19 protein-coding genes and 1 riboswitch are annotated in these 23,100 nt (G+C 70.1%); of the genes, 16 read left to right on the top strand and 3 right to left on the bottom strand.

All coding sequences use genetic code 11. From position 1 onward, the window contains the following. Positions 1–12 precede the first annotated feature (12 nt). The 11 genes from PM1_RS22625 (at position 13) to PM1_RS22575 (ending at position 11,545) form a co-directional block, all read left to right on the top strand. The gene (locus PM1_RS22625; protein ID WP_024128235.1) at positions 13–2,052 is read left to right on the top strand and encodes an FUSC family protein; all 2,040 of its coding nucleotides are present in this window, start codon (positions 13–15) and stop codon (positions 2,050–2,052) included. A 22-nt stretch (positions 2,053–2,074) separates the two neighbouring features. Then, positions 2,075–2,295, top strand: a riboswitch (cobalamin riboswitch). A gap of 227 nt (positions 2,296–2,522) precedes the next feature. Then, a complete protein-coding gene (gene cobO, locus PM1_RS22620; RefSeq protein ID WP_009618438.1) occupies positions 2,523–3,134 on the top strand; it encodes a cob(I)yrinic acid a,c-diamide adenosyltransferase in 612 nt (203 codons plus the stop codon). Next, positions 3,134–4,429 (top strand): cobyrinate a,c-diamide synthase, encoded by a 1,296-nt coding sequence (locus PM1_RS22615; RefSeq protein ID WP_009618437.1) that lies wholly within the window; start codon positions 3,134–3,136, stop codon positions 4,427–4,429. Before cobO ends, PM1_RS22615 begins: the two co-directional genes overlap by 1 nt. Further along, positions 4,426–5,076 (top strand): 5,6-dimethylbenzimidazole synthase, encoded by a 651-nt coding sequence (bluB, locus tag PM1_RS22610; protein ID WP_009618436.1) that lies wholly within the window; start codon positions 4,426–4,428, stop codon positions 5,074–5,076. The genes PM1_RS22615 and bluB overlap by 4 nt, the downstream gene beginning before the upstream one ends. Beyond that, a complete protein-coding gene (gene cbiB / locus PM1_RS22605) occupies positions 5,073–6,110 on the top strand; it encodes an adenosylcobinamide-phosphate synthase CbiB (protein ID WP_009618435.1) in 1,038 nt (345 codons plus the stop codon). The genes bluB and cbiB overlap by 4 nt, the downstream gene beginning before the upstream one ends. Then, positions 6,103–7,089: a threonine-phosphate decarboxylase CobD gene (cobD, locus tag PM1_RS22600; protein ID WP_009618434.1), complete on the top strand. Its 987-nt coding sequence runs from the start codon at positions 6,103–6,105 to the stop codon at positions 7,087–7,089. The genes cbiB and cobD overlap by 8 nt, the downstream gene beginning before the upstream one ends. A gap of 17 nt (positions 7,090–7,106) precedes the next feature. Beyond that, entirely contained in the window at positions 7,107–8,567 is a 1,461-nt protein-coding gene (locus PM1_RS22595) for a cobyric acid synthase (RefSeq protein WP_024128236.1), read from the top strand. A gap of 71 nt (positions 8,568–8,638) precedes the next feature. Then, entirely contained in the window at positions 8,639–9,160 is a 522-nt protein-coding gene (cobU, locus tag PM1_RS22590) for a bifunctional adenosylcobinamide kinase/adenosylcobinamide-phosphate guanylyltransferase (RefSeq protein ID WP_009618427.1), read from the top strand. Then, a complete protein-coding gene (cobT, locus tag PM1_RS22585) occupies positions 9,157–10,212 on the top strand; it encodes a nicotinate-nucleotide--dimethylbenzimidazole phosphoribosyltransferase (protein ID WP_009618426.1) in 1,056 nt (351 codons plus the stop codon). The genes cobU and cobT overlap by 4 nt, the downstream gene beginning before the upstream one ends. Next, positions 10,209–10,814, top strand: a complete 606-nt coding sequence (gene cobC / locus PM1_RS22580) for an alpha-ribazole phosphatase family protein (RefSeq protein WP_009618425.1) — start codon at positions 10,209–10,211, stop codon at positions 10,812–10,814. The genes cobT and cobC overlap by 4 nt, the downstream gene beginning before the upstream one ends. Next, positions 10,811–11,545, top strand: a complete 735-nt coding sequence (locus PM1_RS22575) for an adenosylcobinamide-GDP ribazoletransferase (protein ID WP_009618423.1) — start codon at positions 10,811–10,813, stop codon at positions 11,543–11,545. The genes cobC and PM1_RS22575 overlap by 4 nt, the downstream gene beginning before the upstream one ends. 362 nt (positions 11,546–11,907) lie before the next feature. On the opposite strand, the gene PM1_RS22570 is transcribed toward PM1_RS22575, so the two are convergent. After that, positions 11,908–13,572 (bottom strand): MFS transporter, encoded by a 1,665-nt coding sequence (locus PM1_RS22570; RefSeq protein WP_009618420.1) that lies wholly within the window; start codon positions 13,570–13,572, stop codon positions 11,908–11,910. Positions 13,573–13,778: 206 nt separating this feature from the next. On the opposite strand from PM1_RS22570, the gene PM1_RS22565 reads away from it, so the two are divergent. Beyond that, complete coding sequence (locus tag PM1_RS22565) at positions 13,779–15,077, top strand: hypothetical protein (RefSeq protein ID WP_009618418.1); 1,299 nt, start codon at positions 13,779–13,781, stop codon at positions 15,075–15,077. Between the two features lie 76 nt (positions 15,078–15,153). On the opposite strand, the gene PM1_RS22560 is transcribed toward PM1_RS22565, so the two are convergent. Next, positions 15,154–15,417: a DUF2790 domain-containing protein gene (locus PM1_RS22560; protein WP_009618416.1), complete on the bottom strand. Its 264-nt coding sequence runs from the start codon at positions 15,415–15,417 to the stop codon at positions 15,154–15,156. Positions 15,418–16,339: 922 nt separating this feature from the next. Next, on the bottom strand, positions 16,340–18,508 hold the full coding sequence (locus tag PM1_RS22555) for an FUSC family protein (RefSeq protein ID WP_009620731.1): 2,169 nt from the start codon (positions 18,506–18,508) through the stop codon (positions 16,340–16,342). A 322-nt stretch (positions 18,509–18,830) separates the two neighbouring features. On the opposite strand from PM1_RS22555, the gene PM1_RS22550 reads away from it, so the two are divergent. From PM1_RS22550 to dctM, 4 genes are all read left to right on the top strand, one after another. Continuing rightward, on the top strand, positions 18,831–19,778 hold the full coding sequence (locus PM1_RS22550; protein WP_009620732.1) for a LysR family transcriptional regulator: 948 nt from the start codon (positions 18,831–18,833) through the stop codon (positions 19,776–19,778). 221 nt (positions 19,779–19,999) lie between these two features. After that, positions 20,000–20,998, top strand: coding sequence for a TRAP transporter substrate-binding protein (locus tag PM1_RS22545; RefSeq protein ID WP_009620733.1), 999 nt, complete (start codon positions 20,000–20,002; stop codon positions 20,996–20,998). 46 nt (positions 20,999–21,044) lie between these two features. Next, a complete protein-coding gene (locus PM1_RS22540; RefSeq protein ID WP_009620734.1) occupies positions 21,045–21,683 on the top strand; it encodes a TRAP transporter small permease in 639 nt (212 codons plus the stop codon). Continuing rightward, positions 21,680–22,960 (top strand): C4-dicarboxylate TRAP transporter large permease protein DctM, encoded by a 1,281-nt coding sequence (gene dctM, locus PM1_RS22535; protein WP_009620736.1) that lies wholly within the window; start codon positions 21,680–21,682, stop codon positions 22,958–22,960. Before PM1_RS22540 ends, dctM begins: the two co-directional genes overlap by 4 nt. Positions 22,961–23,100 lie beyond the last annotated feature (140 nt).

The raw sequence follows: 23,100 nt of genomic DNA, 5'->3' as shown, positions 1-23,100 counted from the left end.
CGGTATGTCTGCATGCCTGCCTTCCTCTCGCTGTTCACCGAGTTCTTTCGCGCCGTGCTGCGCCCGCGTCGCACGGACCTGCAGTTCGCCAGCAAGTCGCTGCTGGCCGGCATTCTCGCGCTCTACCTGGCGTTCCGCTTTGAGTTGCAGCAACCGCAATGGGCGCTGGTCACGGTATTCGTGGTCAGCCAGCCGCTGAGCGGCATGGTGCTGGCCAAGAGCATGTTCCGCCTACTCGGCACCTGCATCGGGGCCGTGGTCTCGGTGGCGCTGATCGCCCAGTTCGGCCAGGCGCCGCTGCCTTTCCTGCTGGCCATGGCCGCCTGGCTGGCATTTTGCACCGCCGGCGCCTCGTTGCTGCAGAACTTCTCCTCCTACGGTTTCGTGCTCGCCGGCTATACCACGGCGATCATCGCGCTGCCCTCCAGCGCCGCGCCCATGACGGTGTTCGACCAGGCCGTGGCGCGCTGCTCGGAGATCGGCCTGGGCATCCTCTGCGCATCGCTGGTGAGCATCGTGCTCTGGCCGCGGCGCGTGCAGCAGCAACTGGCGGAGCAGGGCAAGGGCGCCTGGGAAACCGGCCTGCAGGCGGCCGCTGCCGAACTGACCGGCGCCGACGAGCGCGGCCCGCTGATCCGCGCCATGGGCCGCATCGTGGCGGTGGACGCGCAGCGCGAACACGCCTGGTTCGAGGGCGAGAGCGGCCGGCGCCGGGCCCAGGCGCTGCGGGTGCTGAACGCCGACCTGCTGGGCCTGCTGCGCGCGGCGCGCAAGGTGGCGCGGGAGTGGCGGCTGCTGGACCAGGCCGCGGCGGCCGCGCTGGAGCCCTGGCGGCGCGAGGTCATGGCGCTGCTGGAGAAGGCCGGGTACCGCGCCTTCGAGGATTGCCGCGAACGCCTCGGCGACGCCGCGCGGGAACGCGACAACGCCCAGCAACGCCTGTGCCTGGAATGCCTGGCGCGCACCCTGGAGATGGCCGGCGAGGCCCAGCGCAGCATGCAGGCGCTGGTCTACGGCGAGGCGCCGCGCAACGCGCCGGGGGTGATCGTCTGGCACCGCGACATCGAACGCGGTCTGCTCTACGGCCTGCGCAGCGCCCTGGCGTTCCTCTGCGTGTCGGCCTTCTGGCTGGCCACGGCCTGGCCCAGCGGCCTGGGCGCGGTGTCCATCACCGGCGTGGTGCTGAGCCTGTTCGCCAGCCGCGACAACCCGGCCGGCGCCGGGCTGAACTTCCTGCGCGGCATCGTCCTGTCGGTACCTTTTGCCGGCGTCGCAGGCCTGGTGATACTGCCGTTGTGCGATGGCTTCCCGGCGTTGGCGCTGGTGCTGGGCGTGCCGCTGTTCATCGCCGCGCTGTGCATGACGCGGCCGCCGATCGCTGCCATCGCCTCGTCCTTCTGCATCTTCTATGTGAAGAACATCGGGCCGAGCAACGAGATGAGCTACGACCTCGGCCACTTCCTCAATTCGGCGCTGGCCACCGTGATCGGCGTGGCCTTCGCCGTGCTGGTGTTCAACCTGGTGCGCCTGGCGCCCGGGCAGCGCCATTACCGCCGCGTGCTGGCGGCCATCCTCGCCGACCTCGCGCGGCTCACCCGCGGTCCGTTGCCGCCGCTGGAGGTCTGGTTCGACGGCCGCAGCGCCGACCGCCTGCTGCGCCTGGCGCAGTTCTACAAGAACCTGCCGGCCGAGCGCCGCGCGCGCTGGCGCGGCGGCCTGCTGGCGCTGGACCTGGGCGACGAGCTGCTGTTCCTGCGCGCGCGCCTGACCGCTGCCCGCGGCCCCGTGCGCCGGGCCCGCGACGCCTACCTGCTGTGTTTGCACGACCTGTTGCTCGCCGGCGGCCCGCGCGCCGGCCGCGAGCAGGCCCTGGAGGCGGCCAGCGTGGCGCTGTTCAAGGCCCTGGAAAACGACCACCGGCTGCCGGCCGAGGACCGCGAACTGGCTCGCGCCACCCTGGTCCAGCTGCAGTTCATCTGGCTGCGCTGGTGCCGCCAGGACCCGGCCGCCGCGCCCGCGCAGCAGGCGCGACCCATCGCCGCCTCCGATTGACCGGCCACCCCGCCTGCCTCTAAGCTGCGCGCCTGCTACAGGTGCCCTCGGCCATGGCCGAAGGTGAAACAGGGAAGCCGGTGCAACCGAGCCAATTCGGTCATTCCGGCGCTGCCCCCGCAACGGTAGGCGAGTCACGCGGACGCAACAGCCACTGTGCCAACGGCATGGGAAGGCGCAGCCGCAGAGGTCCGGTGACCTTCACTCGCGAGCCCGGAGACCGGCCCGTAGCGACGACGACGCGCAGGAAGCCGTCGGGCGCTGCCCAGGCCGCGCTCCGATCGCCCCGCGTCATCCCGGTTTACTAGCCGCGCGGGTGAGAGCGGTGGAGCGATCAGGCAGATGAGTATTCTCCTTCCAGCCACGGCCCCGCGCCGCGCGGCTGCTTTCCGTCGTCCCTCCCGCACGCCCCTTCAGCCCCGGTGCCTTGGCATCGCGAGCACGGCCGCCTTCGGCCAGGAGACCCAACGATGAGCGAATCCCCGGAAAAGGACGAGCGCCACCGCGCGCGCATGCAGCGCAAGAAGGACGTGATCGACGAGAAGATCGCCCAGGCCCGGGACGAGCGCGGCGTGCTGCTGGTGCTCACCGGCAACGGCAAGGGCAAGAGCAGCTCGGCCTTCGGCATGCTCGCCCGCGCCCTCGGCCACGGCATGCAGGCCGGCGTGGTGCAGTTCATCAAGGGCGCCGCGAGCACCGGCGAGGAAGCCTTCTTCCGCCGCTTCCCCGAGCAGGTGCGCTACCACGTGATGGGCGAGGGCTTCACCTGGGAGACCCAGGACCGCCGGCGCGACATCGAGAAAGCCCGGCAGGCCTGGGACGTGGCCCGCGAGCTGCTGGCCGACCCGGCCGTCGGCCTGGTGCTGCTGGACGAGCTGAACATCGCCCTCAAGCACGGCTACCTGGAACTGGACGCCGTGCTGGCCGACATCGCCGCGCGCCCGGCGCACCAGCACGTGGTGGTCACCGGCCGCGCCGCCCAGCAGGGCATGATCGACGCCGCCGACACCGTCACCGAGATGGGCCTGGTCAAGCACGCCTTCAAGGCCGGCATCAAGGCGCAGAAAGGGGTGGAGTTCTGATGACCCGGGCGCGCCAGTGCCCGGCGCTGCTGATCGCCGCTCCCGCCTCGGGGCAGGGCAAGACTACCGTCACCGCCGCCCTGGCCCGCCTGCACGCGCGCCAGGGGCGCCGGGTGCGGGTGTTCAAGGTCGGCCCGGACTTCCTCGACCCGATGATCCTCGCCCGCGCCAGCGGCGCGCCCGTGCACCAGCTCGACCTGTGGATGGTCGGCGAGGCGCAGAGCCGCCGGCTGCTCTGGGAAGCGGCGGGGGAGGCCGACCTGATCCTCATCGAAGGGGTGATGGGCCTGTTCGACGGCACGCCCTCGGCCGCCGACCTGGCGCGCACCTTCGATGTGCCGGTGCTCGGCGTGATCAATGGCCAGGCCATGGCGCAGACCTTCGGCGCCCTGGCCGTGGGCCTAGCCACCTACCAGCCGGGCCTGCCGTTCTCCGGCGTGCTCGGCAACCGCGTCGGCAGCCAGCGTCACAGCGACCTGCTGCGCGACAGCCTGCCGGAGTGGATTCGCTGGTACGGCGCGTTGCCGCGCAGCGCCGACCTGGAACTGCCCAGCCGCCACCTGGGCCTGGTGCAGGCCGAGGAACTGGCCGACCTGGACGCGCGCCTGGACGCCGCCGCCGACGCCCTGGCCGCCAGCAGCGCGGTGGACCTGCCGCCGCCGGTGAGCTTCGCGGCGCCCACCAAGCACGAACTGCAAGCGTCCCTGGTCGATGTGCGCATCGGAGTGGCGCGGGATGCCGCCTTCGCCTTCCTCTACCAGGCCAATCTCGACCTGCTGCGCGAGCTGGGCGCCGAGCTGAAGTTCTTCTCGCCGCTCACCGACGAATACTTGCCGGAGGTGGATAGCCTCTATCTACCCGGCGGCTATCCGGAACTGCACCTGGCGCAGCTGGAGAACAACCGCGCCATGGCCGAGGCCATCCGCGCCCACCACGCCGCCGGCAAGCCGCTGCTGGCCGAGTGCGGCGGCATGCTCTACCTGCTCGACGGCCTGACCGATGCCGAGGGCCGCAGCGGTCGACTGCTCGGCCTGCTGCCCGGCCGCGCCACCCTGCAGAAGCGCCTGGCCGCCCTGGCCCTGCAGGAAGTGGAACTGCCGGAAGGCCCGCTGCGCGGCCACACCTTCCACCATTCGCTGCTGGACAGCCAACTGGAGCCGGCCCTGCGCGGCACCTGCCCGAACGCCAAGCCGGTGGCCGAGGCGGTGTTCCGCCTGGGCCGCCTGACCGCGTCCTATATCCACTTCTACCTGCCGTCGAACCCGGCGGCCGCCGCCGCGATCTTCCGCCCATGAACGAGCACGCCTACAGCCCCGAGGAACGCGCGGCCATCTACCGCGCCATCGCCGAGCGCCGCGACATGCGCCACTTCAGCGGCGGCGAGGTAGCCCCGGCGCTGCTGGCGCGCCTGCTGGAAGCGGCGCACCAGGCCCCCAGCGTCGGCCTGATGCAGCCCTGGCGCTTCATCCGCATCACCCGCCCGGCACTGCGCGAGGCCATCCACGGCCTGGTGGAGGCGGAGCGGGTGAAGACCGCCGAGGCCCTGGGCGAGCGCTCCGAGGAATTCATGCGGCTGAAGGTCGAGGGCATCCGCGACTGCGCCGAGCTGCTGGTGGCGGCCCTGGCGGACGGCCGCGAGGCCCACGTCTTCGGCCGCCGCACCCTGCCGCAGATGGACCTGGCCTCGCTGGCCTGCGCCATCCAGAACCTCTGGCTGGCGGCCCGCGCCGAAGGCCTGGGGTTGGGCTGGGTGTCGCTGTTCGATCCCGCCGCCCTGGGCGAACTGCTCGGCCTGCCGGCGGGCAGCGAGGCGGTGGCGGTGCTCTGCCTGGGCCCGGTGGCGGAGTTCTACCCGGCGCCCATGCTGGCCCTGGAAGGCTGGCGCCAGCCGCGCCCGCTGAACGAACTGCTTTATGAAAATCACTGGGGAGAACGCCCATGAGCCTGGCCCTGCTGAGCGTCGCCGGCGTGGCCCTGGACGGCTTGCTGGGCGAGCCGAAGCGCTGGCACCCGCTGGTGGCCTTCGGCCGCCTGGCCGATCGCCTGGAGCGCCGCTTCAATCGCGCCCGAGTGCCATTGTCGACGGTTAGCACGGATAGCCCCCTCTCCCTTCAGGGGGGGCCGCCTTCCGGAGAGGGCCGGGGAGAGGGCGCTCTTCTTCCAACCTCCCCAACCTCCGATAACCACACCCCCGGCCTAGGCTGGCGCAGCCACGGCGTCACCGCCTGGGCCCTGGCCGTGCTGCCGCTGACCTTCCTCACCTGGCTGCTGACCCTGGTCCCGCACCTCGGCTGGCTGGTCTCCGCCATCGCCCTCTACGCCGCCATCGGCCTGCGCAGCCTGGGCGAGCACGCCGAACCCGTGGCCCTGGCCCTGCGCGACGGCGACCTGCCCGAGGCGCGCAAGCGCGTGGGCTACATGGTCAGCCGCGAAACCGCCGAACTGGACGACAGCGCCGTAGCCAAGGCCGCCACCGAATCGGTGCTGGAGAACGGCAGCGACGCGGTGTTCGCCGCGCTCTTCTGGTTCGCCGTGGCCGGCGCGCCGGGCGTGGTGCTCTATCGCCTGAGCAACACCCTGGACGCCATGTGGGGCTACCGCAACCCGCGCTTCGAACGCTTCGGCTGGGCCGCGGCGAAGATCGACGACGCCCTCAACTACATCCCCGCGCGCCTGGTCGCGCTGACCTACGCGCTGCTCGGCAACACCCGCCTGGCCCTGCGCAGCTGGCGCCGCCAGGCGCCGCAATGGGACAGCCCCAACGCCGGCCCGGTGATGGCCGCCGGCGCCGGTGCGCTCGGCGTGGCCCTGGGCGGCAACGCCGTCTACCACGGCGAACTGCACGAGCGCCCGCAGCTGGGCGAAGGCCCGGCGCCGGGCGCCCGCGACATCTGGCGGGCCCTGGCCCTGGTGCGCCAGGGCGTGCTGCTGTGGTTGTTGGCGATCCTCGGCCTGGGGGCGCTGCTGCATGCTTGAGCACGGCGGGAAGCTGCGCGCGGCCGCGCAGCGCTACGGCATAGCGCTGGAGGACTGGCTCGACCTGTCCACCGGCATCGCGCCCTGGCCCTGGCCGCTGGCGGACATCCCCGCCAGCGCCTGGCAGCGCCTGCCGGAAAACGACGACGGCCTGGAGCAGGCCGCGCGCGACTACTACGGCTGTGACTCATTGCTGCCGCTGCCCGGCAGCCAGGCGGCGATCCAGGCCCTGCCGCGCCTGCGCGCACCGGGCCGGGTCGGCGTGCTCGCGCCTTGCTACGCCGAACACGCGGCGGCCTGGAAACAGCATGGCCATGAGCTGCTGGAGCTGGCCGGCGACCAGGTCGACAGCCTGATCGACCAGCTCGACGTGCTGCTGCTGGTCAACCCCAACAACCCCACCGGCCGACGCTTCGACAGTCAACGCCTGCTGGCCTGGCATCAGCGCCTGCGGGCCCGCGGCGGCTGGCTGGTGGTGGACGAGGCCTTCATGGACTGCACTCCCGGGCACAGCCTGCTGCCCCTGGCCGGCGGCCAGCCGGGCCTGGTGGTGCTGCGTTCGCTGGGCAAGTTCTTCGGCCTGGCCGGCGCGCGCCTGGGCTTCGCCTTCGCCGAGCCATCGCTGCTGCGGGGCCTGGCCGAGCTGCTCGGGCCCTGGGCGGTGAGCGGGCCGACGCGCTGGGTGGCCCGGCACGCCCTGGCCGACCATGCGCGGCAAGGTGAACGCCGCGCAGCGCTGGAGCAGGCCGGCGCACGCCTGGCCGCGCTTCTGAAAACGCACCGTTTGCTGACCCAGGGCACCGCGCTGTTCCAGTGGCTTGCCTACCCTCGGGCCGGCGAACTGCACGAGCACCTGGCCCGCCGCGGCATCCTCGTGCGCCTCTTCGACAGTCCGCCGAGCCTGCGCTTCGGCCTGCCCGCCGACGAAGCCGGCTGGCAGCGCCTGGACCAGGCCCTCGGCGAATGGAGCCCGACATGACCACCGGCACTACTTTAATGGTGCAGGGCACTACTTTAATGGTGCAAGGCACCACCTCCGACGCCGGCAAGAGCACCCTGGTGACCGCGCTGTGCCGCTGGCTGCGCCGCCAGGGCGTGGCGGTGGCGCCGTTCAAGCCGCAGAACATGGCGCTGAACAGCGCGGTGACGGCCGACGGCGGCGAGATCGGCCGCGCCCAGGCGGTGCAGGCCCAGGCCTGCCACCTGGCGCCGCACACCGACATGAACCCGGTGCTGCTCAAGCCCAACAGCGACGTGGGCGCCCAGGTGATCATCCACGGCCGCGCGGTGACCAGCATGAACGCCGCCGCCTACCACGACTACAAGAGGGTCGCCAAACAGGCCGTGCTGGAGTCCCACCAGCGCCTGCTCGACGCCTACCAGGTGGTGATGGTGGAAGGCGCCGGCTCCCCGGCGGAGATCAACCTGCGCGCCAACGACATCGCCAACATGGGCTTCGCCGAAGCGGTGGACTGCCCGGTGATCCTCATTGCCGACATCGACCGCGGCGGCGTCTTCGCCCATCTGGTAGGCACCCTGGAACTGCTTTCCGAGAGCGAGCGGGCGCGGGTGAAGGGCTTCGTCATCAACCGCTTCCGCGGCGACATCGCCCTGCTGCAGCCGGGCCTGGACTGGCTGGAGGAACGCACCGGCATCCCGGTGCTCGGCGTGCTGCCCTACCTGATGGACTTCCACCTGGAAGCCGAGGACGCCATCGACACCCGCCAGGCCGCCAAGGCCGGGGAAAGCCTCAAGGTGGCGGTGCCGGTGCTGCCGCGCATCAGCAACCACACCGACTTCGACCCGCTGCGCCTGCACCCGCAGGTGCAACTGACCTTCGTCGGCCCCGGCCAGCCGCTGCCGGCGGCGGACCTGGTCATCCTGCCCGGCTCCAAGAGCGTGCGCGCCGACCTGGCCTTCCTCCGCGCCCAGGGCTGGGACGCCGCCATCGAGCGCCACCTGCGCTATGGCGGCAAGCTGCTGGGCATCTGCGGCGGCTTGCAGATGCTCGGCCGCACGCTGTCCGACCCCCACGGCCTGGAAGGCGCCGCCGGCGACAGCGCCGGCCTCGGCTGGCTGGAGCTGGACACGGTGCTGGAACCGGAGAAGCAACTGCGCAACGTCCGTGGCCGACTGGCCCTGGAAGACGCCGAGGTCGGCGGCTATGAAATCCACGCTGGCGTCACCAGCGGGCCGGCATTGGAGAGCCCTGCGGTGCGCCTGGACTATGGCCGCTGCGACGGTGCGCTCAGCGCCGATGGCCAGGTCATGGGCACCTATCTGCACGGCCTGTTCGAGTCCCCCGCCGCCTGCGTCGCGCTGCTGCGCTGGGCCGGCCTGGGCGAAGTGCAGCAGCTGGACTACCACGCCCTGCGCGAGCGCGACATCGAGCGTCTGGCGGACCAGGTGGAGGCGCATCTGGACACGCAAAAACTGAAATCCCTATGTGGCCTTTGAGCCGGGGGCAATCGATGGGTATCGCTTCGCTCCCCCCATCCTACGAAAAGCGTTCCGTGCGGAGAAAACCCATGCTTGAACTCATCCTCGGCGGCGCCCGCTCCGGCAAGAGCCGCCTGGCCGAGCGCCTGGCCCGGGACAGCGGCCTGCCGGTCACCTATTTCGCCACCGCGCAGGCCGGCGACGGCGAGATGGGCGAGCGCATCCGCCAGCACCGCGACCGCCGCCCCGCCGAATGGGGCCTGGTGGAGGAGCCGCTGCATCTGGCGCGGGCCCTCGCCGAGCACGCCGCGCCGGACCGCTGCCTGCTGGTGGACTGCCTGACGCTGTGGCTGACCAACCTGCTGCTCGCCGACGACGGCGCGCACCTGCAACACGAAGTGAACGAACTGCTGGCCAGGCTGCCGGCCCTGCCGGGCCGCATCCTGCTGGTCAGCAACGAAACCGGGCTGGGCGTGGTGCCCCTGGGCGAGCTGACGCGGCGCTACGTCGACGAGGCCGGCTGGTTGCACCAGGCCCTGGCCGAGGCCAGCGAGCGGGTGCTGTTCACCGTCGCCGGCCTGCCCATGACCCTCAAGGGAGACCCCGTATGAGCCTGCAATGGTGGCGCGAAGCCTGCCAACCCACGGACCGCGTGGCGCGCGACAAGGCCGCCGCGCGCCAGGACCAGTTGACCAAGCCGCGCGGCGCCCTGGGCCGCCTGGAGGACGTGGCCGTGCACCTGGCCAGCCTGCAGGGCCGCGAGCGGCCGAGCCTGGAGCACCTGTGGATCGCCCTGTTCGCCGGCGATCACGGCGTGGTGGAGGAGGGCGTCTCGGCCTATCCGCAGGCGGTGACCGGCGAGATGCTGCGCAACTTCGTGCGCGGCGGCGCGGCCATCAGCGTGCTGGCCCGCGACCTGGGCGCGCGCCTGGAAGTGATCGACCTGGGCACCGCCGTGCCCCTGGAACCGCTGCCCGGCGTGCTGCACCTGATGGTCGGCGCCGGCACCCTGAACTTCGCCCGCGAGCCGGCGATGACCGCCGCGCAGTGCCTGATCGCCCTGGAGGCCGGGCGCGAATCCGTGCGCCGCGCACAGCAGGCCGGCAGCGAGCTGTTCATCGGCGGCGAGATGGGCATCGGCAACACCACCTGCGCCGCGGCCCTGGCCTGCGGCCTGCTGGGCGAGCGCGCGGCGCCCCTGGTCGGCCCGGGCACCGGGCTGGACGCGCAAGGCGTGGCGCACAAGGCCGAGGTCATCGAACGCGCCCTGGCCTTGCATGGCGGGCACTGTGCCGACCCATTCGAGGCCCTGTGCCGCCTCGGCGGCTTCGAGGTGGCGGCCCTGGCCGGCGCCTACCTGGCCTGCGCGCAGAAGGGCATCGTCGCCCTGGTGGACGGCTTCATCTGCAGCGTCGCGGCGCTCTGCGCGGTGCGCTTCAACCCGCAGTGCCGCGACTGGCTGCTGTTCGCCCACAGCGGCGCCGAGCCCGGCCACCAGCGCGTGCTCCAGGCCCTGGAGGCGCAGCCGCTGCTGGACCTGGGCCTGCGCCTGGGCGAGGGCAGCGGCGCCGCCCTGGCCGTGCCGCTGCTGCGCCAGGCCTGCCGGCTGCACGCCGGGATGGCCACCTTCGCCGAGGCGGCGGTGTCGGACCGCCCGGCATGAGCCTGCGCCTGGACCTGCTGCGCCACGGCGAAACCGAACTGGGCGGCGGCTTCCGCGGCCGCCTGGACGACGCCCTGACCGCCGCCGGCTGGGCGCAGATGCAGGCCGGCCTGGGCCTGGAGCAGCCCTGGGAGGCCCTGGTCAGCTCGCCGCTGCGCCGTTGCGCCGCCTTCGCCGAGCGCCTGTCGGCCGCAAGCGGCCTGCCGCTGCAGCTGGAACCGGACCTGCGCGAGATGGATTTCGGCGAGTGGGAAGGGCTTTCCACAGCTAAGCTGATGGAGACTGATAGCGATGCGCTAGCCCGCTTCTGGAACGACCCCTACGCCTTCACCCCGCCGGGCGGCGAACCGCTCGCGGCCTTCGAGGCGCGGGTGTTCGCCGCCCTGCAGCGGCTGTACGCGACGCATGCCGGAAAGCACCTGCTGCTGGTGACCCATGGCGGCGTGATGCGCCTGCTCGGCGCGCGCGCCCAGGGCCTGCCGCGCGAGCAGTTGCTGCAGGTGAGCGTCGCCCACGGCGAACGGCTGGCGCTGCGCATCGAGCCGCAGGCCGGCGGCTGGAGCATCCAACCGGTCGAGTCCGCCGTGAGCGCGCCCCGATGAGCAACCTGTTCCTGCCGTTGATCGCCTTGCAGTTCCTCAGCCGCATCCCGATCCGCCTGGGCGAGGTGCCCACGCCCGAGCAGTTCGGCCGCGCCACCTTGTTCTACCCGCTGGTAGGCGCGCTGATGGGCGGCGGGCTCTACGCCCTGGGCTACTTCTTCGGCGAGACCTACCTGCTGCTGCACGCCGCGCTGCTGCTGGCCGTGTGGGTGGCCTTCAGCGGCGCCCTGCACCTGGACGGCCTGGCCGACACCGCCGACGCCTGGGTGGGCGGGCTGGGCGACCGCGAGCGCACCCTGGCGATCATGAAGGACCCGCGCAGCGGCCCGGTGGCGGTGGTGGTGCTGGTAGTGCTGTTGCTGGTGAAGTTCTGCGCCATCGCGGCGCTGCTCGACGCCCACCACTTCTGGGCTCTGCTGCTGGCGCCTTGGCTCGCGCGGGTGGCCCTGCCGCTGCTGTTCCTCACTACTCCCTACGCCCGCCCCGGCGGCCTCGGCCAGGCCCTGGCCGACCACCTGCCGCGCCGCGCACTGCCCTGGGTGCTGGCGCTCAACGCCGCGCTGATGCCGCTCACCGGCCTGAGCGGCCTGGTGGCGCTGGTGGTGGCGCTGGCGGTGTTCCTCTGGTGGCGCAACCGGCTGATGGCGCGGCTGGATGGCACGACCGGGGATACGGCGGGGGCTTTGGTGGAGTTGGTGGAGTGTGCGGTGTTGGTGGGGTTGGCGATTTAGGGTCGAGGGTAATCAGTCGGTCAGGCCGGTGTGTTGGGTTGGCTCCGCCCCTCTCCCTAACCCTCTCCCTGAAGGGAGAGGGGACCGTTCGGAGCGCTTGGATATTCCTGAGTCAGCCGGCAACACCGAGGGTTTCCGGCTGAAACCATTCCTTCTCTCGGCACGGACAAGCCCCCTCTCCCTTCAGGGAGAGGGGACCGTTCGGAGCGCTTGGATATTTCTGAGTCAGCCGGCAATGCCGAGGGTTTCCGGTTGAAACCATTCCTTCTCTCGGCACGGACAAGCCCCCTCTCCCTTCAGGGAGAGGGCTGGGGAGAGGGAGCGGACTTCCCGCCGGGCACCTCACCCCCAGGCGAACACCCTCACCCCAACGTCTCCGGCGGCGCCTCGTAGCTCCCCGACTCATAGCTCACCCCATGCCGCATCTTCGGCGGCGCATCCCCCGCATGCAGGCTGGTGACCGTGTCGATGATGGTCTTGTCCTCCAGCGTCATGCGGTCGAGCATCCTCAGGTGGGCGATCCAGTTGTCCACCAGGAACACCTCCTGCCAGGCCTCCTTGTCGCTGATGTCGCGGTACAGCGCCCAGCGTTCGGCGCCGTTGCGCAGGCGCAGGCGGCGCAGCGCCTTGGCCGCGCGGACGAAGTCGCGGGTGCGCTCGGCCGGGATGCGGTATTCGATGGTCACCAGCACCGAGCCGCGCTGGGTGTCGAAGACGAAGGTCGGCTCCCCCGGCAGGGTGCTGGGCGCGCGGGCGATGCTGCCGGGGTTGAGCTCAGGCAGGCGCGAGTTGTACAGCAGCGCCACCGACACCAGCAGCAGGCAGCCGGCGGCCAGCAGCGCGCCCTGCACGCCCAGGGTGCCGGCGAAGTGGCCCCAGAGGAACGAGCCCAGCGCCAGGCCGCCGTAGATGGCGGTCTGGTACAGCGCCAGGGCGCGCGCCTTGACCCAGTCCGGCACCAGTATCTGCACCGCCGAGTTGTAGCTGGCCACCGCGGCTATCCAGCAGCTGCCGCCAAGGATGAGAGCGGGGAACAGCACCCAGAGGCTGTCCACCGTGCCGAGGATCAGCAGTACCAGGCCGAGGGTGCCGCCGCCCAGGCTGATCAGCCGGCTGGTGCCGATCACCTTGCGCAGGCGGCCGACCAGGGTGCTGCCGAGGATGGCGCCCAGGCCCAGGGCGCCGAGCATGTAGCCGTACACCGAGGCGTTGCCGTCGGGGTTGCGGTGCGCCAGCAGCGGCAGCAGCGCCCAGACCGCGCTGGCCGACAGGCCGAACACCGCCGAGCGCAGCATCACCAGGCGGGTGACGCTGGAGTACTGGGTGAAGCGCAGCGCCGCCACCACCCCTTCGACGATGTGCTCCGGCGGCAGGGTGCGCTTGGGCACCTCGCGGCGCCATTGCCAGATGGCCCAGATCAGCGAGGCGTAGCACAGGCAGTTGAACAGGAACACCCAGGGCGCGCCGGTGGCCGACAGCAGCAGGCCGCCGATGGCCGGGCCGACCGCGCGGGCGACGTTGTAGTTGACGCTGTTGAGCAGCACCGCATCGCCCACCAGGCGCGCCGGCACCTGCTCGTTCACCGCCGCCTGCCAGGCCGGGATGGTGATGGAGCTGCCCAGGGACAGCCAGAGGATGGAAGCGATCAGCAGCAGCGGGTCGAGGTAGCCGAGGAACGCCAGCAGCGTCACCAGGGCGGCGCCGGACAGTTCGATGGACAGGCCGACGAGCATGATCTTGCGCCTGTCGTGGTTGTCCGCCAGCACCCCGGAGAGGATCGACAGCAACACCAGCGGCAGCGCCGAGGCGACCTGGATCATCGCCACCATCAGCGGGCTGGCGTGGGCCTCGGTGACCACCCAGGCGGCGGCCACCGACTGCGCCCAGGTGCCCAGGTTGGCGAACAGGTTGCAGATCCAGATGATGCGGAAGGCCGCGATGCCGAACGGGGCGAGCACACCGCTGCGCTGGGGATCGGCCTCGTTCTTCAGCGGCAGGTCGTTCTTCGGTGAAACGGATTGCAGCATGGGGGAAATGCCTTCTTGCGATGGCCGGCGGCAACGGCGCCCTGCCGGCAGGTCATGCCCGGCAAGTGTAGTGGCTGGCCCCGCACTCGCCATTGATGATGGTCAGCCTGGCCTTATCGGTGAATCGCCCTGGCCCTCTGCGACAGTGCCCCGCGGCGCCGGGGTTGCTAGGCTGCGGGGCATCGTCCGAGAAGAGTGGAGGTCCCATGAGCCACCGGTTGCGCATTTGCCTGCTGCTGTCCCTGCTGATCCTGCCGCGTTGCCTCTGGGCCTGGTCCAACCATGCCTTGGGCAGCTACCTGGCCCTGGCGCAATTGCCTGCCGTGGCCACTGCGCCGGCGGTGCCCATGGAGCCGCTGGAGACCTTCCTCGCCGCCGAGCGCGAGGGCCTGGTGCCATTGCTCGACGAGCAGGAGCGCTTCGCCCGCGAGCACTTCCGCAAGTACCCGGCGCGGCCCGACGCGCTGCGCTTCACCGGCGCGGAGCAGGACCTGCGCCTGGCCTTCCTCGCGGCCCTGCGGCTGAACCCGGAGATCAAGCTGGCCAACGCCATCCAGCCCGAGCCGGGGCACGACCAGCCCGGGCGGCCGCACCTGAAGGCGTCCGACGTGCTGGTGTTCCACGACCTCGCCGGCTGGGCGCGCTGGCGCTTCATCGCCCTGCAGCCGGGCGAGCCGGTTTCGGCCCTGGCGGTGCTGGCCAGCGCCACGGACGAGCCGGACTTCGGCCACGACATCCACCTGTTCAGCGACAACCCCGACGCGGCCGGCCAGCGCTACGGCTTCGGCCCGCAGCCGTTCGGCGACCCGGGCTACGAGTTCAGCTCCCAGGCGCCATTCCACATGGGCTTCTACCACGAGTCGCCGATCATCTTCGCCGGCGCGCCCTACCTGCAGCGCAGCTGGCCGGAATGGCGCGCCTACCAGTTCCACGGCCTGGCGCGCTATGCCTTCGAACATGGCCACCCGTACTGGGGCTACCGCTTCCTCGGCTGGTCGATGCATTACATCCAGGACCTGACGCAGCCCTACCACAGCACGCCATTACCCGGCGAAACCACCGCCAGCATGCTGTGGACCGCGCTCAAGGCCATGGCCGGCTTCGACGCCGACAAGAAGGCCGCCATCAGCCGCGTGGCCAGCCGCCACCTGGGCGTGGAGCGCTACCAGCTGGACTGGCTGCTGGAATCGCTGCGCAAGCCGCAGGGTTCGTCGTTGCTCGCCGCCTATGCCGATGCTTCCGGCGACGGGGGCTATCCGGCGTATTCGGCCGATTACCCGCGGGAGGTGGTGGCGGCCGAATCCCATGCCCATGCGGCGGCCTTCGATGCGGCGATCGGTCATTGGCTGGCAAGGGTCCCGGCGGATGCCGGCGTCGGTTTCAGCGCCGGCAACGAACTGGCGCCGCTGCAGCACGATGCGCAGCTGGACGAACAGCTATTGGCGTTGATCCGGGCGTTCGGGGCGCACAGCCGCAACCTGGCGAGGTCGGTGCTGCAGCGTTAGGGAAGGGGGAGGGGAGAGAACCTGCAACGCGCCGCGAAGGGGGCGTGGACCCTTCGCGGTTGCGTTCCGGATGGGCCTAGCCGCCAGTGCAGCCGTTGCCCCAGACCTGGTACTCGATGGTGTGACGCTCGCCCTTCGAGTCTTCGTAGGTCATCTGCGCGGGCACGACCCCGCACTGGTTGGAGACATCGGTGGTGGAAACCACGTGGGCGACGTCCAGGTTCATTCCGTAGGTGTATTGCTCCACTGCCGGACTCTGAGGTTGGGCAGCCTCGTCCGCTTGCGCAGCGAGGGCGAGCGAGGAGAAGCCGGCCAGGGCCAGAACGACTAGGGCTTTCATGAATTTTCCTGCCTTTTTCCCGAGCGGGAGCCGCATCCGGGCGCACGCGGCCAGGACGAAGTTCATCGGCTTCATCGGGAAGATGTCTTTAGGGATGTTGCGATCGGGTTCTTGGGTGTTGCGGCGCGCTTCAACAGCAAGCAAATGGTAGGTCCGCGGCGGGCATATTCATATGCCTGGAAGCCAAAAATACCTCGTACTAAAAGGCAACAATCCAGCAGCGGCGCGGGTTTGCGGGGCGAGGGTGGCCATGATGACGCTGCGCGGTCGTGTCGCAGCCGTCGCGCAATGGGTATCAGGATGCACCAATTGTAGGAGTGGGCCCTGCCCGCGATTTCGCGCGCAGGGCGCGCTCCTACATGGAATCGCGCCGGTGGTTCCGGCTATCGCGGACAAGGTCCGTTCCGACCGTGCTTCCTGGAACCGTGGGAGCAACTGTCTTGCGGGCCGCACCGAGACGCTCTTCGTAGGATGGGTTGAGCTTGCGAAACCCATGCGGTTGCGGTGATGGGTATCGCTTCGCTCAACACCATCCTACGAAAAGCCATGCTCGCTCATGCGGTAGGAGCGGACTCTGCCCGCGATTCGCGCGCAGGGCGCGCTCCTACATGGGAATGGTGCGGGTGGGGCAGCGTAGCGGATCTCATCCGCGAATCGCGCCGGTGGGTCCGGCTATCGCGGACAAGGTCCGTTCCGACCGTGCTTCCTGGAACCGTGGGAGCAACTGTCTTGCGGGCCGCATCGAGACGCTCTTCGTAGGATGGGTTGAGCTTGCGAAACCCATGCGGTTGCGCTGATGGGTATCGCTTCGCTCAACACCATCCTACGAAAAGCCACGCTCGCTCATGCGGTAGGAGCGGACTCTGTCCGCGATTCGCGCGCAGGGCGGGCTCCTACAGGTGGGGCACGGCGCGCGGCTTCCTCAACCCCGCGAGCTCTCCCGCAGCGGCGAGCTGGGGTCGAGCAGCGAGGTGCGGATGAAGTGCAGGTAGCTGCACATGCGCCGCAGCGGCGAGGTGTCGAAGTGCGGCGGGCGCGGTTCCTGGGTGCTGCGGGTGCTGTGGATGGCGTGCTCCACCGCCGCCAGGGCGCGCAGGCGGTTGTGCTCGCCGGGCTGGATGAACAGGCGGATCAGCGCCCGGCCCATGGCGCGGATGGCGCGGCGCCAGGGCATGTGCTCGGCGTACCAGGGCTCGTCGGGCAGCACCGCCTGTTCGCGGCGCAGCTCGATGATCGCCAGGCCCACCTCCTGCACCTGGAACATCCAGCGCAGCAGCCGGCGTTGCACGTCGGGGCGGCCGCTGGCCAGGCCATAGGCCTGGTTGAGCAGGTCGCGGGTGCCGCTTTCGAAGCCGGCCGACAGGCCCTTCAGCGGGTCGCTGATGGTGTGCACCACGCGCATGCGCAGTTCGGCCTCCAGGCGCTCCCACAGCCAGGGGCGGTTGGGCGGCAGTATCACCATCGCCGCCACCACCGCCATGCCCATGGACAGCAGCATTGCCAGGTATTCGTTGATGAAGGTGTAGGCGTCGTAGCGCGCCAGGTTGGCCGGCAGCGAGGCGATGCAGAACCACACCAGCAGGCCCACGCCGTAGCCGCTCCACTGCGGGCGGGTGATGAGGAAGGCGCCGAGGGCGAACACCGGCGCCAGCACCATGCACAGCAGCGGGAAGCCATCCAGGTGCGGCAGCACGCGGAAGGTGAGGATGAAGCCCAGCGTGGCGCCCAGCAGGGTGCCGAGGGTCAGCTGCAGCGACAGGCGCTTGGGGTTGGGCGAGGCCGAGGACAGCGCGGCGATCAGCACCGAGGTGAGGGTGAAGGTGGCGCCGCTGAGCCACGACGTCTCGATCCAGAACACCCCGCCGACCAGCACCAGCAGCGCGCAGCGCAGCCCGGCGACGGCCGCGGCCACGGCGTTGGCCTTGGGCGTGAAGCGTTCCTTCCACTGCTCGCGGATGTGCTTGTGGGCGGCCAGGGAGGCGTGGGTCTGGGCGTAGTCATGGAGGTCGCCGGCGAAGCGGAACAGCAGCTCGGCGGCGGTCTCGAAGTCCAACTGGTCGGCTTCCCGCGGGCAGGCGTGGGCGAGCCTGGCGCGGGCCTCGCGGATCTGCGGCATCAGCTGCTGGCGGCAGTGTTCCAGCTGGGCGGCGAGAAAGGCCGCGTCGGCGTCGCGCAGCGGCCGGCCATGCCAGCCGGCGAGCAGCCCGCCGACCTCCACCAGGCACGGCATCAGCACTTCCAGCACGGCGCCGGCCTGGCGTTCGCGCAGGCGGTCGAGCAGGCGCTGCAGGGCGTGGAAGCGCGTGGTCAGCTGCATGAACTCGCTGTTCAGACGCGCCAGGCGGCCGCTGCGCAGGCGCATGTGCGGGTCTTCGAAGGCGGTGACGTTGCGCAGGTTCTCCAGGCCCACGGCCTCGGCGGCGATGCGCGCGGCGGCCTGCTCGAAGCGGGCGTGGTCGAGGGTGCCTTCCAGGCCGGCGGCGGCCAGCCCGGCGAAGTCGCCGAAACGCGTGTCCAGGGCGTTGCGCAGCGCGGCGCTGCTGGTCTGCGGCAGCACCAGGGCGCTGACCAGGCCGGTGCAGAAGATGCCCAGGGTGATCTCCAGCACCCGCCACAGCGCTGCCATGAAGGCGCCCTCCGGGTGCAGGGTGGCGGGGATGCCGATCATCACCGCGGTGTAGCCGGCCAGCAGGCAGGCGTAGGCGCGGAAGTCGCGGTAGCGCGCGGCGCCGGCGGTGCACAGGCCGACCCAGATCGACACGCAGAGCAGGAACAGCACGCGCTCCTGGGCGAACAGGGCGATGAAGGTGACCATCACCGTGAGCCCGGCCAGGGTGCCGAGGATGCGGTAGAAGCTCTTGGCCAGGACCTGCCCGCTCTGCGGCTGCAGCACGATGAAGGCGCTGACCAGCACGGTGTTCGGCTGCGGCAGCTCCAGGCGGTAGGCCAGCCACAGGGCGAGGAAGGCGGTGAGCAGGGTCTTGCCGATGAACACCCAGGTCACCCCGTCGCTATGGGCCCAGGCGGACGCCGCCTGGCGCAGCGCGTCGGCGCCGGGCAGGCGCGCGCTGATGCGGGTGAGGCTGTTCATCGGGGCAGCGGCGAGTCGGGAGCTGTGCAGCCGCAGGGCTGCGGGAAGGGCGACGGAGCAGGGGCGAAACGAGCCTGGCGCGTATGGCGGAACACAGCTGTGAATCCTGGGAACTGCGGAGGGGCCGCGGTGGGGAGGCGATTCTAGAAAACCGCCGGAGGCAGGATAAGCTGACAGTTGGGCGAATTATTGTTGCCTGAAAAACAACAATTCGCCGTGGGCAGTTATGCGACAATTCGCCGCCTGTCGCGAATCTGTAACAAGACTTTGCTGTAGCCGGCATCGCCCGGCACGGCGCGCGGACAGGCTCTCAGGAGAAATGATGGACCTGCTGCACAACATGCGTGCCTTCGTCTGTGTCGCCGAGACCGGCAGCTTCACCGCCGCCGCCCAGCGCATGGACCTCACCACGGCCTACATCTCGCGTACCGTGGCCAAGCTCGAAGCCCACCTGCGTACCCGCCTGTTGCACCGTACCACCCGCCGCATCGCCCTCACCGAGGCCGGCCAGCGCTACCTGCTGCGCTGCCAGCAGATCCTCGGCTACATCGAGGAAGCCGAGGCCGAGGCCAGCGACGCCCACTCGCGCCCGGCCGGCAAGCTCAAGGTGCATGCCATGACCGGCATCGGCCAGCACTACCTGATCAAGGCGATCTCCCAGTACTGCGAGATGTACTCGGAAGTCAGCTTCGACCTGACCCTGGCCAACCGCACCACCGACATCCTCGACGAGGGCTACGACATCTCGGTGGTGATCGCCCCCGAGCTGCCCGACTCCGGCTTCGTCTCCAAGCGCCTGGGGCAGACCCACAGCGTGCTCTGCGCGGCGCCCGCCTACGTGACGCGGCATGGCTCGCCCAAGGTGCCGGCGGAACTGGCCGGGCACCGCTGCCTGCGCCTGGTGAACAGCGTGATGTCGCTGGACAAGTGGCTGTTCCACGGCCCGGACGGCGAGGAGCTGGCGCACATCGACCACACCCACTTCCAGGTCAACACCGCCGATGCCCTGACCGAGGCGGTGGTGGCCGGTATGGGCATAGGCGCGCTGCCGGTGTACTCGGCGGTGGAGGGCCTGCGCAACGGCAGCCTGGTGCGGGTGATGCCCGGCTACAGCCTGTTCCACCTGAACATCTACGCGCTCTACCCGTCGCGGCAGTTCCTCGATGCGAAGATCCGCACCTGGGTCGAATTCCTCCGCGACTGCATCCCCGGCATGCTCGCCGAGGACGAGCAACTGATGCTCGAACACAGCGCGCGCCTGCCCAACTGAGGCGCCAGGCCGCCTGAATCGCGCCGCCCGCCCGGGCGGCGCCTTGCTTCCCGGATTCGTCCCACAGCCCGTCGCGCGTGGCCTTGTGGGCTGCGTTCCAGCAAACCGAATGCGGCTTTGGGAAAACGCGAATTCTCCGAACGCCAGCATTGCGTCAGTCTCATCGCGGGCCTACCACCCGGCCCACCTCGCCACTACAAGAACAACCTGAGGGTGATGCGATGTTCGGATCGATCCGGCGGGTTCTGCTCGCCGTTCTGGCGCTGTCCTGCGCCGTCGCGGCACAGGCCGCCGACGCGCCCATAGTGATCAAGTTCTCCCACGTGGTCGCGGAGAACACCCCCAAAGGGCAGGGCGCGCTGCTGTTCAAGCGCCTGGCCGAGGAACGCCTGCCCGGCCGGGTGCGCGTGGAGGTCTACCCCAACTCCTCGTTGTTCGGCGACGGCAAGGAGATGGAGGCCCTGCTGCTGGGCGACGTGCAGATGCTGGCGCCGTCGCTGGCCAAGTTCGAGCAGTACACCAGGAAGGTGCAGATCTTCGACCTGCCGTTCCTGTTCGACGACATCCAGGCCGTCGACCGTTTCCAGCGCAGCCCCCAGGGCCGCAGCCTGCTGACCAGCATGCAGAGCAAGGGCATCCTCGGCCTGGCCTACTGGCACAACGGGATGAAGCAGCTTTCCGCCAACCGCCCGCTGCTGGAGCCGGCCGATGCCCGCGGCCTGAAATTCCGCGTGCAGGCCTCGGACGTGCTCAACGAACAGTTCCGCGCGCTGCGCGCGATCTCCCGCAAGATGTCCTTCGCCGAGGTCTACCAGGGCTTGCAGACCGGGGTGGTCAACGGCACCGAGAACACCTGGTCGAACTACGAGAGCCAGAAGGTCAACGAGGTGCAGAAGTATTTCACCGAGTCCGACCATGGCCTGGTGGACTACATGGTGATTACCAACGCGGCGTTCTGGAACGGCTTGCCGGCGGATGTGCGACAAACGCTGCAGGCGGTGATGGACGAGGTCACCGTGCAGGTCAACCAGCAGGCCGAACGCCTCAACCAGCAGGCGCGCGAACGCATCCTGGCCACCGGCGCCAGCGAGATTCGCAAGCTCACCCCGCAGCAGCGCGCCGACTGGCGCGAGGCCATGCAGCCGGTGTGGCGCAAGTTCGAAGGCAACGTCGGCGCCGACTTCCTCCAGGCCGCCCAGGCCGCCAACCGCCCCCAATGACCCCCAGCAGCGCCCCGCCTGGCGGGGCGCTTCGGAGTGCGCAGCCATGAAATCCCTCGTGCGCGTCTGCAACCACCTGGAGGAGGGCGTGATCGCCCTGCTCCTGGCGGCCATGACGCTGGTGACCTTCGTCTACGTGGTGCTGACCAACGTCTTCACCGTCTTCTACGACCTCGGCGACAACCTGCCGGCCCTGCAGCGGCCGGCCTACGCCATCGGCGACGCGCTGCTGGGCGTTGCCCAGGACATGTCCTGGAGCAATGCCCTGACCAAGGCGCTGTTCGGCTGGTTGATCTTCTTCGGCATCGCCTACGGCGTGCGCACTGCCGGCCACCTCGGCGTCGATGCCCTGGTGCGCCTGGCGCCGCGCCGGGTGCAGCGGGCCATCGGCGTAGTCGCCTGCCTCTGCTGCCTGGCCTACGCCGGGCTGTTCATGGTCGCCAGCTTCGCCTGGGTGAAGACCCTGTTCATCGCCGGCATCGGCGCGGAGGACCTCGATCACTTCGGCATCCTCCAGGCCTACATCGCCGTGATAGTGCCTATCGGCTTCGCCCTGGTGCTGGTGCGCTACCTGGAAATCCTGGTGCGCCTGCTGCGCGGCAGGCAACTCGGCCTGGGCCTGGCCGACGAGGCCGCCGAGGCCACCCGCCTGGCCGGCGAGGAAGCGAAGGAGACGCGCCCATGACCGTCCTGGTGCTGTTCCTGCTGCTGTTCCTGCTCATGTTCATCGGCGTGCCCATCGCCATCTCCCTGGGCCTGTCCGGGGCCCTGACCATCCTGATGTTCAGCCAGGACTCGGTGCGCTCGCTGGCGATCAAGCTGTTCGAGACCTCGGAGGCCTACACGCTGCTGGCGATCCCGTTCTTCCTGCTCTCCGGGGCCTTCATGACCACCGGCGGGGTGGCCCAGCGGCTGATCGACTTCGCCAACGCCTGCGTCGGGCATATCCGCGGCGGCCTGGCGATCGCCGCGGTGCTGGCCTGCATGCTGTTCGCCGCGCTGTCCGGCTCCTCGCCGGCGACGGTGGCGGCGGTGGGTTCCATCGCCGTGGCCGGCATGGTGCGCTCGGGCTATCCGCGCGAGTTCGGCGCCGGGATCATCTGCAACGCCGGTACCCTGGGCATCCTCATCCCGCCATCGATCGTCATGGTGGTCTACTCGGCCGCTACCGAGACCTCGGTGGGCAAGCTGTTCGTCGCCGGGGTGGTGCCGGGGCTGCTGCTCGGGGTGATCTTGATGGTGGTGATCTACATAGTCGCGCGGATCAAGAAGCTGCCGGCGCAACCGCGGGTGAGCCTGCGCGAGTGGCTGGCCACCGCGCGCCGCGCCGGCTGGGGCCTGGCGTTGCTGGTGATCATTCTCGGCGGCATCTACTCCGGGCTGTTCACCCCGACCGAGGCGGCGGCGGTGGCGGCGGTCTACTCGGCCTTCGTCGCGCTCTTCGTGTACAAGGACATGCGCCTGCGCGACTGCCCCAAGGTGCTGGTGGAGTCGGGGCGGCTGAGCATCATGCTGATGTTCATCATCGCCAACGCCATGCTCTTCGCCCACGTGCTGACCACCGAGCAGATCCCCCAGCAGATCACCGAATGGGTGGTGCAGGAGGGCCTGACGCCGATCGGCTTCCTGCTGATGGTCAACGTGGTGCTGCTGGTCGCCGGCAGCTTCATGGAGCCTTCGGCGATCACGCTGATCCTCGCGCCGATCTTCTTCCCCATCGCCATGAAGCTGGGCATCGACCCGATCCACCTGGGCATCGTCATGGTGGTGAACATGGAAATCGGCCTGGTGCACCCGCCGGTGGGGCTCAACCTGTTCGTCACCTCGGCGGTCACCGGCATGCCGCTGGGGGCGACCATCCGCGCGGCGCTACCCTGGCTGATGATCCTGCTGCTGTTCCTGATCCTGGTCACCTACGTGCCCTTCATCTCCCTCGCGCTGCCGCAGGCGCTGGGTATGTGACGCATTGCCGCAGGCCCCGTCAGCCGGGCTGATGGGGCCTATCACTACGACTAAGGATTGGTAAGACCATGGTCGTATGGTCCCTGCGCACCCCGGCCGTTACAACTTGGTCCCAACAAGAACAACACTCCGAACCGAGG

The organism is Pseudomonas sp. M1 (genome assembly GCF_022760135.1).
Lineage (GTDB): Bacteria > Pseudomonadota > Gammaproteobacteria > Pseudomonadales > Pseudomonadaceae > Pseudomonas > Pseudomonas citronellolis.
This window is presented reverse-complemented; position numbering and strand designations above follow the sequence as displayed.